The 16,114-nt window shown below is 67.8% G+C and carries 12 protein-coding genes; 9 read left to right on the plus strand and 3 right to left on the minus strand.

Annotation, left to right across the window (positions count from 1 at the left end; all coding sequences use genetic code 11):
• The first annotated feature begins 5 nt into the window (after positions 1-5).
• From ACF8ME_RS20830 to ACF8ME_RS20840, 3 genes are all read left to right on the plus strand, one after another.
• On the plus strand, positions 6-887 hold the full coding sequence (locus ACF8ME_RS20830; RefSeq protein ID WP_277848830.1) for a lytic transglycosylase domain-containing protein: 882 nt from the start codon (positions 6-8) through the stop codon (positions 885-887).
• A 39-nt stretch (positions 888-926) separates the two neighbouring features.
• Positions 927-3,314 carry a DNA topoisomerase IV subunit A gene (gene parC, locus ACF8ME_RS20835; RefSeq protein WP_392418049.1) on the plus strand — a complete coding sequence of 796 codons (2,388 nt, stop codon included), beginning with the start codon at positions 927-929 and terminating at the stop codon, positions 3,312-3,314.
• 128 nt (positions 3,315-3,442) lie between these two features.
• The gene (locus ACF8ME_RS20840; protein WP_392418051.1) at positions 3,443-5,212 is read left to right on the plus strand and encodes a methyl-accepting chemotaxis protein; all 1,770 of its coding nucleotides are present in this window, start codon (positions 3,443-3,445) and stop codon (positions 5,210-5,212) included.
• A 40-nt stretch (positions 5,213-5,252) separates the two neighbouring features.
• Here ACF8ME_RS20840 and ACF8ME_RS20845 read toward each other — a convergent pair whose 3' ends face one another.
• The gene (locus ACF8ME_RS20845; protein WP_012206880.1) at positions 5,253-5,711 is read right to left on the minus strand and encodes a RidA family protein; all 459 of its coding nucleotides are present in this window, start codon (positions 5,709-5,711) and stop codon (positions 5,253-5,255) included.
• A 174-nt stretch (positions 5,712-5,885) separates the two neighbouring features.
• Between ACF8ME_RS20845 and ACF8ME_RS20850 the strand changes: the two genes are divergently transcribed.
• The 3 genes from ACF8ME_RS20850 to ACF8ME_RS20860 all read left to right on the plus strand — a co-directional run bounded on the left by ACF8ME_RS20850 (position 5,886) and on the right by ACF8ME_RS20860 (position 10,987).
• The gene (locus ACF8ME_RS20850) at positions 5,886-8,405 is read left to right on the plus strand and encodes a DNA internalization-related competence protein ComEC/Rec2 (RefSeq protein WP_392418053.1); all 2,520 of its coding nucleotides are present in this window, start codon (positions 5,886-5,888) and stop codon (positions 8,403-8,405) included.
• Between the two features lie 143 nt (positions 8,406-8,548).
• The gene (locus tag ACF8ME_RS20855; RefSeq protein WP_016447617.1) at positions 8,549-10,018 is read left to right on the plus strand and encodes a circularly permuted type 2 ATP-grasp protein; all 1,470 of its coding nucleotides are present in this window, start codon (positions 8,549-8,551) and stop codon (positions 10,016-10,018) included.
• The gene (locus ACF8ME_RS20860) at positions 10,019-10,987 is read left to right on the plus strand and encodes an alpha-E domain-containing protein (RefSeq protein WP_016447616.1); all 969 of its coding nucleotides are present in this window, start codon (positions 10,019-10,021) and stop codon (positions 10,985-10,987) included.
• 62 nt (positions 10,988-11,049) lie between these two features.
• On the opposite strand, the gene ACF8ME_RS20865 is transcribed toward ACF8ME_RS20860, so the two are convergent.
• Positions 11,050-11,592, minus strand: coding sequence for an ureidoglycolate lyase (locus tag ACF8ME_RS20865; RefSeq protein WP_046238231.1), 543 nt, complete (start codon positions 11,590-11,592; stop codon positions 11,050-11,052).
• A gap of 216 nt (positions 11,593-11,808) precedes the next feature.
• On the opposite strand from ACF8ME_RS20865, the gene ACF8ME_RS20870 reads away from it, so the two are divergent.
• The 3 genes from ACF8ME_RS20870 (at position 11,809) to ACF8ME_RS20880 (ending at position 15,351) form a co-directional block, all read left to right on the plus strand.
• Positions 11,809-13,143, plus strand: coding sequence for an MFS transporter (locus tag ACF8ME_RS20870; protein WP_016447614.1), 1,335 nt, complete (start codon positions 11,809-11,811; stop codon positions 13,141-13,143).
• An 86-nt stretch (positions 13,144-13,229) separates the two neighbouring features.
• Positions 13,230-13,955 (plus strand): FadR/GntR family transcriptional regulator, encoded by a 726-nt coding sequence (locus ACF8ME_RS20875; protein ID WP_392418055.1) that lies wholly within the window; start codon positions 13,230-13,232, stop codon positions 13,953-13,955.
• 97 nt (positions 13,956-14,052) lie between these two features.
• Positions 14,053-15,351 (plus strand): sensor histidine kinase, encoded by a 1,299-nt coding sequence (locus ACF8ME_RS20880; RefSeq protein ID WP_016447612.1) that lies wholly within the window; start codon positions 14,053-14,055, stop codon positions 15,349-15,351.
• Positions 15,352-15,445: 94 nt separating this feature from the next.
• Here ACF8ME_RS20880 and bfr read toward each other — a convergent pair whose 3' ends face one another.
• The gene (gene bfr, locus ACF8ME_RS20885; protein ID WP_016447611.1) at positions 15,446-15,922 is read right to left on the minus strand and encodes a bacterioferritin; all 477 of its coding nucleotides are present in this window, start codon (positions 15,920-15,922) and stop codon (positions 15,446-15,448) included.
• Between the last annotated feature and the right edge of the window lie 192 nt (positions 15,923-16,114).

Genomic DNA, 16,114 nt, shown 5'->3' on the forward strand with positions numbered 1-16,114 from the left:
TCCCCATGCCCCTGCGCCCGGCTGCCCCACAGCACCTTCCGCACCGCCCGCACCCTGCGCGCGCCGCTGCCGCGCGCGCGCTTGCAGCGCTGGGCGCGGCCCTGGCGCTGTGGGGGGTGGCGCAGCCCGCGCATGCCGATCTCTGGGCCTTCGTGGACGAGCGCGGCATCACGCACTTCGCTGCGCAGGCGCTGGACGAGCGCTACAAGCTTTACTTCCGCGGCTCGCTGTATGACAGCACCGAGCAGGGACTCAAGCCCCCGCTGGTGGAAGCCGAGGCCGCTGCCGACGATGACGGCGGCAGCGATGCCGGGCGTAGGCTGCAGGCGAGCACGCGGATGCAAAGCTTCTTCGACATCTCGCCGCGCTACAAGAGCGTGCGCGGCCACCTGCGCAAGGCGGCGGACCACACGGGGGTGGACTACGACCTGCTCAAGGCCGTGATTGCCGTCGAGTCGGGCTTTGACGCGCAGGCCATCTCGCCCAAGGGCGCAGTCGGCCTGATGCAGCTGATGCCCGCCACGGCCCAGCGCTTCGGCGTGGAGGCCAGCCGCCAGCGCAGCGTGCAGCAGCAACTGGCCGACCCGGCCGTCAACGTGCCGGCCGGCGCGCGCTACCTCAACCATCTGATGGGGCTGTTCCCCGGGCGGCTGGACCTGGTGCTGGCCGCCTACAACGCGGGCGAGGGTGCTGTGCGGCGTGCGGGGCAGGCCATTCCTCCCTATCAGGAAACCCGCAATTACGTGAAGGCCGTGCTCGGTATCTACGAGCAGCTGCAGGGCGGGCGCCAGCGTGCGGGCCAGGCAGCGCCTGCGGTGGCGGCACAGCCTGGCACAGCGCCCCGGATACGGATGACCTTGTCCACAGGGCTGCCATCGCCGCGATGAGCGGCCTTCACTGCATTTATTGAGATCACGAATTTCTTCATGAGCGATCAAAACACTCTGGATCTGGCCCAACAGGCGGCCGGCGATGCCCTGGACCTGGGCCAGTACGCACAGCGCGCCTACCTTGAATACGCACTGTCTGTCGTCAAGGGCCGGGCACTGCCCGATGTCACCGACGGCCTCAAGCCCGTGCAGCGGCGCATTCTGTACGCCATGGACCGCATGGGCCTGAGCTACAGCGGCCCCAACCACAACACGGCGGCCAAGCCCGTCAAAAGCGCGCGCGTGGTCGGCGATGTGCTGGGTCGCTTTCACCCGCACGGCGACCAGTCGGCCTACGACGCGCTGGTGCGCATGGCCCAGGACTTCAACCAGCGCTATCCGCTGGTCGATGGCCAGGGCAATTTCGGCAGCCGCGACGGTGACGGCGCAGCGGCCATGCGCTACACCGAGGCGCGCCTGTCCAAGATCACGGGCCTGCTGCTCGACGAGATCGACATGGGCACGGTGGACTTCGTGCCCAACTACGACGGCAGCACGCAGGAGCCGCAGCAGCTGCCCGCGCGCCTGCCGTTCGCCCTGCTCAACGGCGCCAGCGGCATTGCCGTGGGCCTGGCCACGGAAATCCCCAGCCACAACCTGCGCGAGGTGGCCGACGCCTGCGTGGCCCTGATCAAGCGGCCGCAGCTCAGCGACGAGGAACTGTTCCAGATCATCCCCGGCCCCGACTATCCGGGCGGCGGGCAGATCATCAGCAGCGCCTCCGACATCCAGGATGCCTACCGCACGGGGCGCGGCAGCCTCAAGCTGCGCGCGCGCTGGAAGATCGAGGAGCTGGCGCGCGGCCAGTGGCAGATGGTGGTGACCGAGCTGCCGCCCGGCGTCTCGGCGCAGAAGGTGCTCGAAGAGATCGAGGACATCACCAATCCCAAGGTCAAGACCGGCAAGAAGACGCTGAGCCAGGAACAGACCCAGCTCAAGGCCAGCATGCTAGCCGTGCTCGACGGCGTGCGCGACGAGTCCAGCAAGGATGCGCCCGTGCGCCTGGTCTTCGAGCCCAAGACCGGCAAGGTGCCGCAGCAGGAGCTGGTCACGGCGCTGCTGGCGCACACCAGCCTGGAGTCGTCCAGCTCCATCAACCTGACCATGATCGGCCTCGATGGCCGGCCGGTGCAGAAAAGCCTGCGCCTGATGCTCGAGGAATGGATCGCCTTCCGCCAGACCACGGTCACGCGGCGCAGCCAGCACCGGCTGGCCAAGGTGCTGGACCGCATCCACATCCTCGAAGGCCGTCAGGCCGTGCTGCTGAACATCGACAAGGTCATCGCCATCATCCGGGCCAGCGACGAGCCCAGGCAGGCGCTGATCGATGCCTTTGCGCTGTCCGAGCGCCAGGCCGACGACATTCTGGAAATCCGCCTGCGCCAGCTGGCGCGGCTGGAGGCCATCAAGATCGAGCAGGAACTCAAGGAACTGCGCGTCGAGCAGGGCAAGCTCGAAGACATCCTGGGCAGCGAGAGCGTCATGCGCCGCCTGATCTGCAAGGAGATCGAGGCCGACGCCAAGCAGTTCGCCGATGCGCGCCGCACGCTGATCCAGGAAGAAAAGAAGGTGGTCGCCGAAGTCAAGGTGGTCGATGAGCCCGTGACGGTCATCATCTCGGACAAGGGCTGGGTGCGCACGCGCCAGGGCCATGGCGTCGATGCGGGCACGCTCAGCTTCAAGGCCGGCGACAGCCTGCACGGCACCTTCGAGTGCCGCACGGTGGACCAGCTGCTGGCCTTCGGCAGCAATGGCCGGGTCTATTCGGTGCCGGTGTCGCAGCTGCCCGGCGGGCGCGGCGATGGCCAGCCCGTGACCACGCTCATCGAGCTGGAGGCCGGCACCCAGATCCTGTACTACTTCGCGGGAGCCGAAGGAACGGCGCTGCTGTTGTCGGGGTCGGGCGGCTACGGCTTCGTGGCCATGGTGGGCGACATGGTCTCGCGCCAGAAGGCGGGCAAGGCCTTCGTGACGCTGGCCGATGGCGAGACGCTGTGCGCCCCATCCACGGCCTACGGCGTGCCCATGGGCGCACGTGCCGAGCCGCAGGAAGGCGAGCAGGGCGCGGGCCTGCTGCTGCCGGCCACGCATGTGATCTGCGCCTCCACTGGCGGCCGCATCCTCACCTTCGAGATCGCCAGCCTCAAGCACATGGCCAAGGGCGGTCGCGGGCTGATGCTGCTCGACCTGGAGGACAAGGACACCCTGGCGGGCGCTGCCGCCTACACGCGCAGCATCCGCATCGATGGCCTGGGCCGCGGCGGCAAGGAGCGCAGCGAGACGCTGGAGATCCGCAGTCTCAACAATGCCCGTGGCACGCGCGGCCGCAAGGGCAAGTCGGCCGACCTGGGCTTCAAGCCGCAAAGCGTGACGCGCGTGGAGTAAAGAGCGCATCTGCCCCTGCAATGCCTTCCGCGAAAGGGGCGGATCAGGGGTTTTCTCTGGGTTTTTCCGGCCTCCGGGCCCTGCTGCAGGCCTCAACATGGAGTCTTCCAACATGAGGGAGACTGGATATGCTGCGACTTCGTATGGCACACAAGCTGTGGCTTGCCGTGGCCGCCATCGTGGTGGCGCTGGTGGGCGTGGTCGGCTTGTCGGGTTATCGCTCGGCCCAGGTCCAGGCCCGGTCCGAGGCCGTCACCCAGGAGATGCAGGCGCGGGTCCAGGCCGCCGTGCGCTGGATGGGGCTGACCGAAACCAATGCGGCCCGCACCCAGGCCCTGGTGGTCAGCAGTGATGCTGCCGTCGAGGCCGAGTTCAAGGACGTGATCAGCGCCACCTCGGCGCGGATCACCGAGGTGCAGAAATCACTGGAAGCCATGCCCCTGTCCGACGCAGACAAGGCGCAGATGGCCAGGATTGCGGCAGCCCGCAAGACCATGATCGAACTGCGTGCCAAGGCACGCCAGCTCAAGGCCGATGGCCGGCAGGAGCAGGCGTTGGCCCTGGTCAAGCAGTCCTACAACCCTGCCGTGGATGCCTATCTGCAGACGCTGCGCGACTTCGTGCAGATGCAGGAGCAGGTGGTGCGCAGCAGCCAGGAAGAGACGGCAGCCTCGCGCAGGCTCACCGTGGGTTTTGCCGCTGCGGCCGTGGGCGTGCTGCTGCTGTGCATCGTCATCGGCGCCCATTTCCTGATTGCCAGCATCCGCCGTCCCCTGGCCCAGGCCAGGGAACTGGCCGAACGCATTGCCGCAGGCGACCTGAGCGCAGCGGCGCAGGGACAGACACAGCGCGCTGACGAATTCGGCGACCTGCTGCGCTCGCTGCAGGCCATGAGCGAATCGCTGTCGGGCATGGTGCAGCAGGTGCGCCAGAGCACGGACAGCATTGCCATCGCCAGTGCCGAGATTGCCACCGGCAACCACGACCTGTCCGTGCGCACCGAGCAGACCTCCAGCAACCTGCAGGAGACCGCGGCCGCCATGGAGCAGTTCACCAGCACGCTGCAGCAAAGCGCCAGCAGTGCGCAGCAGGCCAGCAGCCTGGCGGCGGGCGCGTCACAGGTGGCCCAGCGCGGCGGTGAGGTCGTGGCCCGGGTGGTCGAGACCATGAAAGGCATCAACGACAGCAGCCGGCAGATTGCCGACATCGTCGGCGTCATCGACTCCATTGCCTTCCAGACCAATATCCTGGCGCTGAACGCCGCCGTGGAGGCGGCCCGCGCCGGCGAGCAGGGCCGGGGCTTTGCCGTGGTGGCCAGCGAGGTGCGCACGCTGGCCCAGCGCAGCGCGGCGGCTGCCAAGGAGATACGCCAGCTCATCGGCGCTTCGGTGGAACGGGTGGAGGACGGCGCCCGCCTGGTGGGCGATGCCGGCACCACCATGGAGGGCATCGTGCAGTCCGTGCAGCGCGTGGCCGACACCATCGGCGAGATCACGGCGGCCTCTTCGGAGCAAAGCGCGGGCGTGGCCCAGGTCAATCAGGCCGTGGGACAGCTGGACCAGATGACGCAGCAGAACGCGGCCCTGGTCGAGCAAAGCGCGGCCGCGGCGCAAAGCCTGCGTGAGCAGGCCGAGCAGCTGTCGCGGACGGTGGCGGTGTTCAAGGTGGCGCACCTGGCGCCCTCGCCGACGACGCTCGCAAGGCAGGCTGCGCCGGCGGTGCGCACTGCGCACAGCGCGGCCGCAGCGCCAAGGCGGCCGGCAGCAGCCGTGGCGCCTGCGGCTGTCGGGCCGGTTGCCGCGCGGCCTGCCGCAGCAAGGGAGGCGGCGCCCAAGCTGGCCTCGGCGCCCCGGCCCGCCGCACCGGCAGCCGAGGATGGCCAATGGGAGAGTTTCTAGCCGCCTGCGAGCACGGCGGCGCCGTGCGGCGGCATGCCGATCAGGCCAGTTCGGCGATCAGCTCGATTTCCACGCAGGAGCCCAGCGGGATCTGGGCCACGCCGAAGGCGCTGCGCGCATGCGTGCCGGCATCGCCGAAGACCTGGCCCAGCAGCTCGCTGCAGCCATTGGCTACCAGGTGCTGCTCGGTGTAGTCGCCCGTGGAGTTGACCAGGCACATCAGCTTGACGATGCGGCGCACGCGGCCCAGGTCGCCGCCGGCGGCGTGCTGGAGCGTGCCCATCAGGTCGATGGCGATGGCGCGCGCGGCCTGCTGGCCGTCGGCAGTCTGCAGATCACGGCCCAGCTGGCCTGCCCAGACCTTGCCGTCCTTGCGTGCGATATGTCCGCTCAGGAACACCAGATTGCCCGTCTGCACATAGGGCACGTAGGCTGCCGCCGGGATGGCAGGCGACGGCAGTTCGATGTTCAGGGCCTTCAGTTGTTCGTAAACGCTCATCGTTGATTCCTTCGAGACAAGAAAAATCCGGCGCCAGTGCCGGGGTGGCGGACAGTGTGACACAGCCCCCGTGCACCTTGGCATGTCAGGGGCTGGGCATGCGCCAGTCTGATTCTTGTCCGAATCTGAGTCGGAGCACGGTGGCTTCGAGGCACCTGCTTCTAGCATGCCTGGATGCGCGCTGTGGCCCCTGCACCCACTCCTTCATCGTCTTCGTGGACGCCGTGGCTGCTCGGCTGCGTGGTCGGTGCCGCCTGGCAGGTCACGCAGCCGCAGCTGTGGCCGCTGTGGATGTATCTGCTGATGATGGGCCTGGCCTTGCTGTATCTGTCAGGACAGGTCCGGCGGGCCCGGGCCGGCGGCCGCCGCGGCGCGGTCAGCGGCCTGTGGGTCGCCGCTTGCGCAGCCTCGCTGGTGGCCGGCCTGACAGGCTGGCGTGCCCAGGACTTTGCGGGCCACGCGCTGTCGCCGCAGCTGGAAGGGCGTGACCTGCGCATCGTCGGCGTCGTGGCATCGCTGTCCCAGAACATGGCCCAGGGCGTGCGCTGGCGCATGGCCGTGGAGCAGGCGCAGATCGCGGGCAGCGAAGAGGCCCTGGCGCCGTTTCCCGGGTTGATCGAGCTGTCCTGGTTCGCAGCCCGGGGCCGGGCGTCCAAGGGCGCCGCAGCGTCGCTGCCCGTCCTGCGCCCGGGCCAGCGCTGGGACCTGACCGTGCGGCTCAAGCGCCCGCATGGCGCGCGCAATCCCCACGGTTTCGACTATGAGCTGTGGCAGTGGGAGCAGGGCGTGCAGGCCACGGGCTATGTGCGCGAACAGCCAGCGGCGAGCCTGCTGGCCGACACCGGCGCCTACGCCCTGCAGCGCTGGCGCCAGCAGATGCGCGAGGCCATCGTGAACCGGGCAGCCGCACTCGCGCAAGCCATGCAGCGCGTAGGCATGGACCCCGCGCAGTCGCCGCGCATGCTGGGCGTGGTGGCCGCCCTGGCCATGGGCGATCAGCAGGCCATTGCGCGTGACGATTGGACGCTGTTCCGCCATACCGGCGTGGCCCATTTGATGAGTATTTCCGGACTGCATATCACCCTGTTCGCATGGCTGGCTGCGCTGGTCGTGGGGCGACTGTGGCGTTGCAGTGCCCGGGCCTGCCTGTGGTGCCCGGCGCCGCAGGCGGCCCTGCTGGCTGGCGTGCTGCTGGCGGGCGGCTATGCCCTGTTCAGCGGCTGGGGTCTGCCGGCGCAGCGCACGGTGTGCATGCTGGCAACGGTGGCCGCGTTGCGCGTCACAGGGCTGCGCTGGCCCTGGCCCGCAGTGTGGTGCCTGGCGCTGGCCGTGGTTGTCGTGCTCGATCCCTGGGCCCTGTGGCAGGCGGGCTTCTGGCTGAGTTTTGTCGCCGTGGGCGTGCTGCTGGCGACCGATGCACGCATGCAGGGCGCGGTGCGGCCGTCGCTGCCCGCCCGTGCCCTGGCGTTGTGGGGTGAGCAGTGGCGCATCACTCTGGCGCTGGCGCCGCTGGGGCTGATGCTGTTTGGCCAGCTGTCGCTGTCGGGGCTGCTGGCCAATCTGGCCGCGATTCCCTGGGTGACTTTCGTGGTCACGCCACTGGCCTTGCTGGGGGCCTTGTGGCCCCCGTTCTGGACGGGCGCGGCGCTGGCGCTGGCGCCGCTGCTGGAACTGCTGCAGTGGCTGGACCGGTGGGGCTGGGCCGTGTTGCAGCTGCCGCAGCCGCCGCTGTGGGCGGGGCTGGCTGCGCTGGGTGCAGGCCTGGCGCTGGTGGCTCCGGTGCCGGCCGGATGGCGTTGCTGGGGCCTGGCCATGTGCCTGCCGGCCTTGTGGTGGCCGCCGGCCGCACCGGCACATGGCGAGTTCGATTTGATGGCCGTGGACATAGGCCAGGGCAATGCCGTGCTGCTGCGCACGGCCCGGCACGCCCTGCTGTATGACACGGGTCCGCAGTACGGCATGGATAGCAATGCCGGCGAACGGGTGCTGGTGCCGCTGCTGCAGGCCCTGGGGCTGCGCCTGGATGCGCTGTGGCTCAGCCACCGCGACGGCGACCATACGGGCGGTGCCTTGGCCGTGCATGCCGCGCAGCCGCAGGCCGAGGTCTGGGGATCGGACTCCGTGATCCTGGACCCCGCTCTGGCCGGCCTGGGCGCCGTGCGCCGCTGCGAGGCCGGCCAGCAGTGGGAGTGGGATGGCGTGCAGATGCAGGTGCTGCATCCACCCGCGGGCGAACCGCTGCCGGCCGCGCAGGCCCTGGCCCACGCCAATGCGGGCAGCTGCGTGCTGCTGCTGCGTTCGGCATCCGGGGTGCAGGCCTTGCTGGCCGGCGATATCGAGGCTGCACAGGAAAGGGCGCTGGCGCAGGCCGGCGCCCTCACGCCCGTGCAGTGGCTGCTGGTGCCGCACCACGGCAGCCGCACCTCATCGAGCACTGCTCTGGTGCAGGCCCTGGCACCGCGCTGGGCCATGGTTCAGGCGGGATACCGCAGCCGTTATGGACACCCGGTCCCCGAGGTGGTGCGGCGCTATGAGGCCAACGGCTCCAGCGTGGTGCAGTCGGCCCGCTGCGGCGCAGCGCATTGGCGCTCTGCCGATCCCGCACAGCTGGTCTGCGAGCGGGAGCGGGCGCGCCGTTACTGGGACATGCATGTCACGCACGTCAGGCACATCACGCAGAGGCAGGGCGGATAGGACGGGCGCCGATGGCCGCGCAGCCGGCATATGCTGGATACCGCTTGTCCGGATTGAGGTTACCTATCGCTACACTGGTGCGATACGAGGGCTGGCCCGCAGCTTGCTTTACCTCGTACACATGCAGCGACAGGAGGTGACGAATGCATCCATTTGACGAGATGTACACGATGACGCCGTTCGACGGCAGCGATGTGCGCCTGCACTACAAGGACTATGCGCAATGGCTTGCGCGCCAGTCCGAACAGACGCTGCGAGCGCGCAGCGCCGAGGCCGAGATCATCTTCCGGCGCGTAGGCATCACGTTCGCCGTCTACGGCGACAAGGATGAAAGTGGCGCCGGCACCGAGCGCCTCATTCCCTTCGACCTGATTCCGCGCGTCATCCCGTCCCATGAATGGGAGCGCATGCAGGCAGGCCTGGTGCAGCGCGTGACGGCGCTCAACCGCTTTCTGCACGACGTCTACCACGACCAGGAAATCCTGCGCGCGGGCCTGCTGCCGCGCGAGCTGGTGCTGAACAACAGCCAGTACCGCCCCGAGATGCGGGGCCTTGCCGTGCAGGGCGGCATCTACGCCCACATCGCCGGCATCGACATCGTGCGTGCCGCCAATGCCCAGGGCGAGGGCGTGTACTACGTGCTGGAGGACAACCTGCGCGTGCCTTCGGGCGTGTCTTACATGCTGGAGAACCGCCGCATGATGATGCGGCTGTTCCCCGACCTGTTCTCCCGTCATCCCGTGGAGCCCGTGGCCCACTATCCCGACATGCTGCTGGAGACGCTGCGCGCCAGCGCTCCGGCCGGCACGCCCGAGCCCACGGTGGTGGTGCTCACGCCCGGCATGTACAACAGCGCCTACTTCGAGCACGCCTTCCTGGCCCAGCAGATGGGCGTGGAGCTGGTCGAGGGCCAGGACCTGGTGGTGGACAAGGACGTGGTCTACATGCGCACCACGCGCGGCCTGCAGCGCGTGGACGTGATCTACCGGCGCGTGGACGATGATTTTCTGGACCCCGAAGTCTTCCGTCCCACCTCCACGCTGGGCTGCCCCGGCCTCATGCGCGCCTACCGCGCGGGCAACGTCAGCATCTGCAATGCGGCGGGCACGGGGGTGGCCGACGACAAATCGGTCTATCCCTATGTGCCGGAGATGATCCGCTTCTACCTGGGCGAGGAACCCATTCTGCAGAACGTGCCGACCTGGCTGTGCCGCAAGCCCGACGACCTGCGCTACGTGCTCGACCACCTGGATGAGCTGGTGGTCAAGGAAGTCCATGGCGCCGGTGGCTACGGCATGCTGATCGGGCCTGCCGCCTCGCGCGGCGAGATAGAGGATTTCCGCCGCGCGCTCATCGCCAATCCCGGCGGCTACATCGCGCAGCCCACGCTGGCGCTGTCCACCTGCCCCACCCTGGTGGAGCAGGGCATCGCGCCAAGGCATATCGACCTGCGTCCCTTCGTGCTCAGCGGCAATCAGGTACGCATGGTGGCCGGCGGCCTCACGCGCGTGGCGCTCAAGGAAGGCTCGCTGGTGGTCAATTCATCACAGGGCGGCGGCACCAAGGACACCTGGGTGCTCGGGGCCGGTGAGTCAAACGAGGGAGGACATTGAATGCTCAGCCGTACTGCCGATCATCTGTACTGGATGTCCCGCTACACGGAGCGTGCGGAGAACACTGCCCGCATGCTCAACGTCTCCTATGACACTTCCATGCTGCCCCAGGCGCCTCAGGCGGCGCGCAAGGCCTGGCAGGGCGTGCTGTCCATCAGCGAGCTGATCCCCGCCTATGCCTCCCGCCACGGCGAGGTGCAGCGAGAGGCCGTGCTGCACTTCATGGTGCGCGACGAGAGCAACTCCTCGTCCATCGCCTCCTGCCTGCGCGCTGCGCGGGAGAATGCGCGTGCCGTGCGCGGGGCGCTGACCACCGAGGCCTGGGAGACCCAGAACCAGACTTGGCTGGAACTCAAGCGCCTGCTGGCCGAGGGGGACTGGGAGCGCGATCCGGGCCAGTTCTTCGAATGGGTCAAGCACCGCTCGCACCTGTCGCGCGGCGTGACACTGGGCACCATGCTGCAGGACGAGGCCTTCCACTTCCTGCGCCTGGGCACCTTCATCGAGCGCGCCGACAACACGGCGCGCCTGCTGGACGTGAAATTCCACGCCATCGAGCGCGACTACCATGGCAGCGCGCGCAACGGAGCGTCGGGCAAAGGGGCCACGCCCTTCGACTTCTACCACTGGAGCGCGCTGCTGCGCAGCGTCTCGGCCTTCGAGGTCTACCGCAAGGTCTACCGCGACGTGATCACGCCCGAGCGCGTGGCCGAGCTGCTGATGCTGCGCAGCGACATGCCGCGCTCGCTGCTGGCCAGCATGCTGGAAGTGGTGGCCAACCTGGAAAGCGTGGCCAACGACCAGTCGCGCGAGACCCAGCGCAAGGCGGGCCGCCTGCTGGCTGACCTGCGCTATGCGCGCATCGACGAAATCCTGGCCACGGGCCTGCACGCCTATCTCACGCAGTTCCTGGATCGCGTGCACGACCTGGGTCAGGGCATCAGCCGCGACTTCCTGGTGCCTGCCTGAGCCGCCGTCGCCCAATGAACAAAGCCGCCCTCGGGCGGCTTTGTTCATTGGGGCAGGGCCATTCAGTCCTGCGCGCTGTCCAGCTCCAGCACAACGCCTTCGGCATCGCCGATGGGCACCACGTCGCAGTTGTCGCCAGGGCCTCCCCGGTCCACCACGATGAAGCGCGCGGGCGCGTTCAGGGCAATCAGCGAGTGGTGCCAGACGCCGCGGCGGTAGTTCACGCCCTGGCGTCCGTTGGTGATGAAGGCGCGCAGGTCGCCGGGCGCCACCTGCTCTCCCAGGGGCGCAACCACCACGATGAAGGGCTGGGCGTCCAGCGGCATGAAGGCCTGGCTGCCCAGGGGATGGCGCTCCATGCTCGTCAGCTGCAGGGGCAGCGCATAGGGGCGGGCGTGGAACAGGTTGATCAGCGCATGGCCCTCGCTGCCGCCCGTGTCCACGCGGGCCAGGGCATGGTAGCGCTCGGTCATGCCGTCATTGATCAGCAGCGGCGTGTGGCCTGCACTGTCGATGACCTCGCCAAACTCGGCAAAGGCTTCGGCGGTCAGCGGTTGGACGCGCAGGCGAAGGCGGGCGGGGCGGGTCTCTGACAAGGTATTCACGAAGTACTGCCTCTTGTTTTCATACTGGTATTACCAGTTTGCTGTTGCCTGGGGATTTTGTCAAATCTGAGTGACGCCAGCCGATGTCATGCGCATCATTTGCGGTGGTTCGGGTAAATGCGAGTTTGCATTGGCCGGCGGGAAAGGCAACATTCGCTCCGTATTGTCAGACCGGTCATACCAGTTGATCGCAACCCTTCAACCAAGGACTTCCTGATGTCATCACTTCCCGCATCCGCCGAGGCCGCCGGCGCGGCCCCGGCGCTGTCCAGCGAAACGCCGGCCGAGGCAGCCGTCTACCGCAAGGTGGCCTGGCGCCTGCTTCCCTTCATCATGGCCTGCTACGTGGCGGCCTATCTGGACCGGGTGAACGTGGGCTTTGCCAAGCTGCACATGCTGGCCGACCTGCAGTTCAGCGAGGCCATGTACGGCCTGGGCGCGGGGCTGTTCTTCATCGGCTATTTCTTCTTCGAGGTGCCCAGCAACATGCTGATGCACCGCATAGGAGCCAAGGCCACCATCTCGCGGATCATGATCATGTGGAGCCTGATCTCGGCGGCCATGATGTTCGTGACCACGCCCACGCAGTTCTACGTGCTGCGCTTCCTGCTGGGCGCGGCCGAGGCCGGTTTCTACCCCGGCATGATCCTGTACATGACCTACTGGTTTCCCTCGTACCGGCGCGCCCGCATGGTGGCGCTGTTCATGTGCGCGATCCCGGTCTCGGGCATCCTGGGCGGACCGCTGTCGGGCGGCATCATGGACCTGATGCAGGGCGTGGCGGGGCTGCGCGGCTGGCAATGGCTGTTCCTGATCGAGGCCATTCCCTCGCTGATCCTGGGCCTGGCCGTGCTCTGGTACCTGGACAACAGCATCCGCGCAGCGCGCTGGCTGACCGAGGCGGAAAAGACCCTGCTGGAGCGCAACATCGCACGCGAGAACGCCAGCAAGAGCGACAGCCACGTCACGCTGCGCGCACTGTTTTCCGACCCGCGCATCATCAAGATGGCCATGATCTGCTTTTGCACCGTCATGGGCCAGTACGGGCTCACGTTCTGGCTGCCCAGCCTGATCCGCCAGTCGGGCGTGGAGGGTGCCTTCCAGATCGGCCTGCTGACGGCCGTGCCGTTTTCGGTGGCCGTGGTGTCCATGAACCTGGTCAGCCGCAGCTCGGACCGCATGCGCGAGCGCCGCTGGCACCTGATCGTTCCGTTCTGCGTGGGCGCGGCGGGCCTGATGCTGTCGGCCATCTTCAGCGGCAACGTCTACCTGTCGCTGGCCGCCCTGGCGCTGGCCGCGGGCGGCAGCCTGGCAACCTCGCCACTGTTCTGGAGCCTGCCCACGGCCATCCTGTCCAGCGCAGGCGCTGCGGCCGGCATTGCGCTGATCAACTCCTTCGCCAACCTGGCCGGCTTCATCAGCCCCTACATGATCGGCCTCATCAAGGATGCGACGCAGAGCACCAATGCGGCCATGTTCGTGCTGGCCGGCGTGCTGCTGTTCGGGGCCTTCCTGACCTATACCGTGCCCGCCAAACTGGTCAACAAGTAGCGCCGGACAGGGCGCGTGAACCGGCGGGCGAGGCGCGCAGTCGCTAAGATCGGCGCACCGCCCCCGGGCCAGAGATCCGCCAACGCATGGAACCCAGCACCGCCATCAGCACACCCGCCGGCAACCCTGCCAGCACCGCCGTTGCCGGCAATGCCGCCCGCGTGATCCGCGAGTGGATCGAGGGCGGCGTGTATCCGGTGGGCTCGCTCCTGCCTTCGCAGCGCGACCTGTCGGAGCAGTTGGGCATCAGCCGCACCTCGCTGCGCGAGGCGCTGTCCACGCTGCAGGGGCTGGGCCTGGTCGTGGCCCGGCCTGGCAAGGGCATGTACGTGACCGAGGCGCCCGAGGCTGCGGCCGCAGACGCCTGGCGCTTTGCCGACTCGCATGCGCTCACCGATGTCTATCAGCTGCGCTACGCGCTGGAGGGCTTTGTGGCGCGCCTTGCGGCCCTGGTGGTGCAGCCTGAGGATGTGCAGGCCCTGCAGGCCAATCTGCAGGCCATGCAGCAGAGCATAGAGCTGGCCGATTTCGTGCAGGCCACGCGACTGGATTTCGAGTTCCACCTGCAGATCACCACCATCTCGGGCAACCATGCCATCGCCGACGTGCTGCGCGGCAGCGGCGAGGTCATGCAGGAAAGCCAGCGCCTGCCGTTCTACAAGCGGGGCGCACGGCATGCGACCACCGAGGAGCATGCGGCCATCATCGATGCCCTGTCCCGCGGCCATCCCGAGCTGGCCCAGCAGGCCATGGCCACCCACATCGTGCAGGCGGCCCAGCGCGCGGGCGTGCACTTTCCCACCGGCCTGTAGGCACGCCAGCCCGTGCCTGATCGGCCGGGTTTTTGGCCTTACCATCATCGGCGCAGCGCATTTTTTCCCTATCCACAGACCGCCCGGATGCCGATCCATGACAAGCCAAGGAAATGAACTCTGCATACTGGCAGACGCCCTAGAGGCGCAGCGCGAAGGACTCTTGCAGACATGGCGCAAGGCCGTCAGGCGGGACCCGGCGCTGACCGCTGGTGAGGCGCTTCCCCGAACCCAGCTGAACGATCACATCCCGGCCGTGCTGGCCGCGTTCGAGCAGCAACTGCGGACCCTGGGCGGTGCACCGGCAGACACCGCCGAGCCGCCGGGCGATGGCGAGCAGGCCGCCGCCCACGGCCTGCACCGCTGGCAGCAGGGCTATGACCTGCATGAAGTCGTGCGCGAGCTGGGGCTGCTCAACGAAGTCATGGTGGCGCAGCTGGAGGACTATGCCCAGGGGCGCCCTGATGCGCACGTCGCCATGCCCGTTGCGCGCAAGGCCTGGGCCGCCACCTATACCCGCGACGTTCAGGACAGCAGCACCCAGTATTTCCGCCTGCAGCAGCAGGAGGCCGAGGGCCATGTCCGGGACCTGGAAGCGGCGCTGCATGACCTGAGCGCGCTGGACCTGCAGCGCTCGCAATTGTGGGAGCAGGTTGCGCATGACCTGCGCAGCAACGTCGGCGTGGTGGCCAATGTGACGCATGGCCTGGGCATGCAGCATGCGCCGGCGCAGTCGCGCGAGAAACTCCTGCGCATGCTGGACCGCAACGTCCAGTCGCTGCGACATCTGCTGGATGACGTGACGGAGCTGGCCAAGCTGCATGCCGGGCGCGAGCATCGCCAGCTGACCTCCTTTGACGCAGCCCAGGTGATCACCCATCTGTGCGAGGGACTGCAGGCCCTGGCCAACGATCGCGGCCTGTACCTGCACCTGCAGGGGCCGGGGACGATGCCGGTGGAGGGGGATGCCTTGAAACTGCGCCGCATCGCGCAGAACCTGGTGCTCAACGCGCTCAAGTACACCCAGGAGGGCGGCGTCACGGTGAAATGGGCCCTTGGTGATGGGGAGGACCAGCGCCGCTGGATGCTCTCCATCGGAGATACGGGTCCCGGCATGGAGCCGGCGGCGCCCCTGGTTGCTGCCCTCAAGCACGCCACGGACCTGGACCCTTCGGGCCATCTGACGTCGGCGGCCTCCGCAGAGGTCCGCGCCGGGGGCGAGCCACGGCCCGGCGTCGCGGCGGCCCGCTACCGCAGCGGCGCAGGCGAGGGGATAGGCCTGTCCATCGTCAAGCGGCTGGCGGAATTGCTGGACGCCACGATCGAGGTGCAGTCGGCCGCGCAGACCGGCACGACCTTTCTGCTTCTGTTTCCGCTGCGATACGCCGACGAGTGACCGATAGCTGGGCCATGAGATGAAAAAACGGGCACACAGGCCCGTCGTTTCGCGTGCGGGGCGCAGCCTGTGCCGCCACCCCTGAGTCCGGTGCTCAGGACTCTTCGTCCATCTGCGACTGCAGATAGTTCTGGATGCCGACCTTGTCGATCAGGTCCAGCTGGGTTTCGAGGTAGTCGATGTGCTCCTCGGTATCGTCCAGGATCTTTTGCAGCAGGTCGCGCGAGACGTAGTCGCGCACGCTTTCGCAGTGGGCGATGCCGTCCTTGATGGTCTGCTGCGCGGTTTTCTCGCTGCTCAGGTCGCAAGCCAGGGCTTCGGGCACGTCCTCGCCGACTTGCAGCTTGCCCAGGTCCTGCAGGTTGGGCAGGCCGTCGAGCACGAAGATGCGGTCCATGAGCCAGTCGGCGTGCTTCATCTCGCCGATGGACTCCTTGTATTCCTTCTTGGCCAGCTTGTCGAAGCCCCAGTGCTTGTACATGCGGTAGTGCAGGAAGTACTGGTTGATGGCCGTCAGCTCGTTCTTGAGCTGGGCTTGCAGCCAGGTGATGACTTGTGCGTCGCCTTGCATGGGGAACTCCTTTGTTGTACGTGGGGGACCGCGCCGATCGCCGGCCGCTATAGGGGTGGATTGTCTAGGGTTTCTGCGTCAGATCAAGCAAACCCCTGTTATCACGCATTGGCTGCTTATGAGGCGCGTTCTCGTTTGCGGGCCGGCATGCTGACGCGGCTGCGGGGTTGCTGCATTGCCTTGTCATATTTC

It is taken from the genome of Delftia sp. WSY_7 (assembly GCF_043104845.1).
In the GTDB taxonomy this organism is placed as follows: Bacteria; Pseudomonadota; Gammaproteobacteria; order Burkholderiales; family Burkholderiaceae_C; genus Comamonas; species Comamonas tsuruhatensis.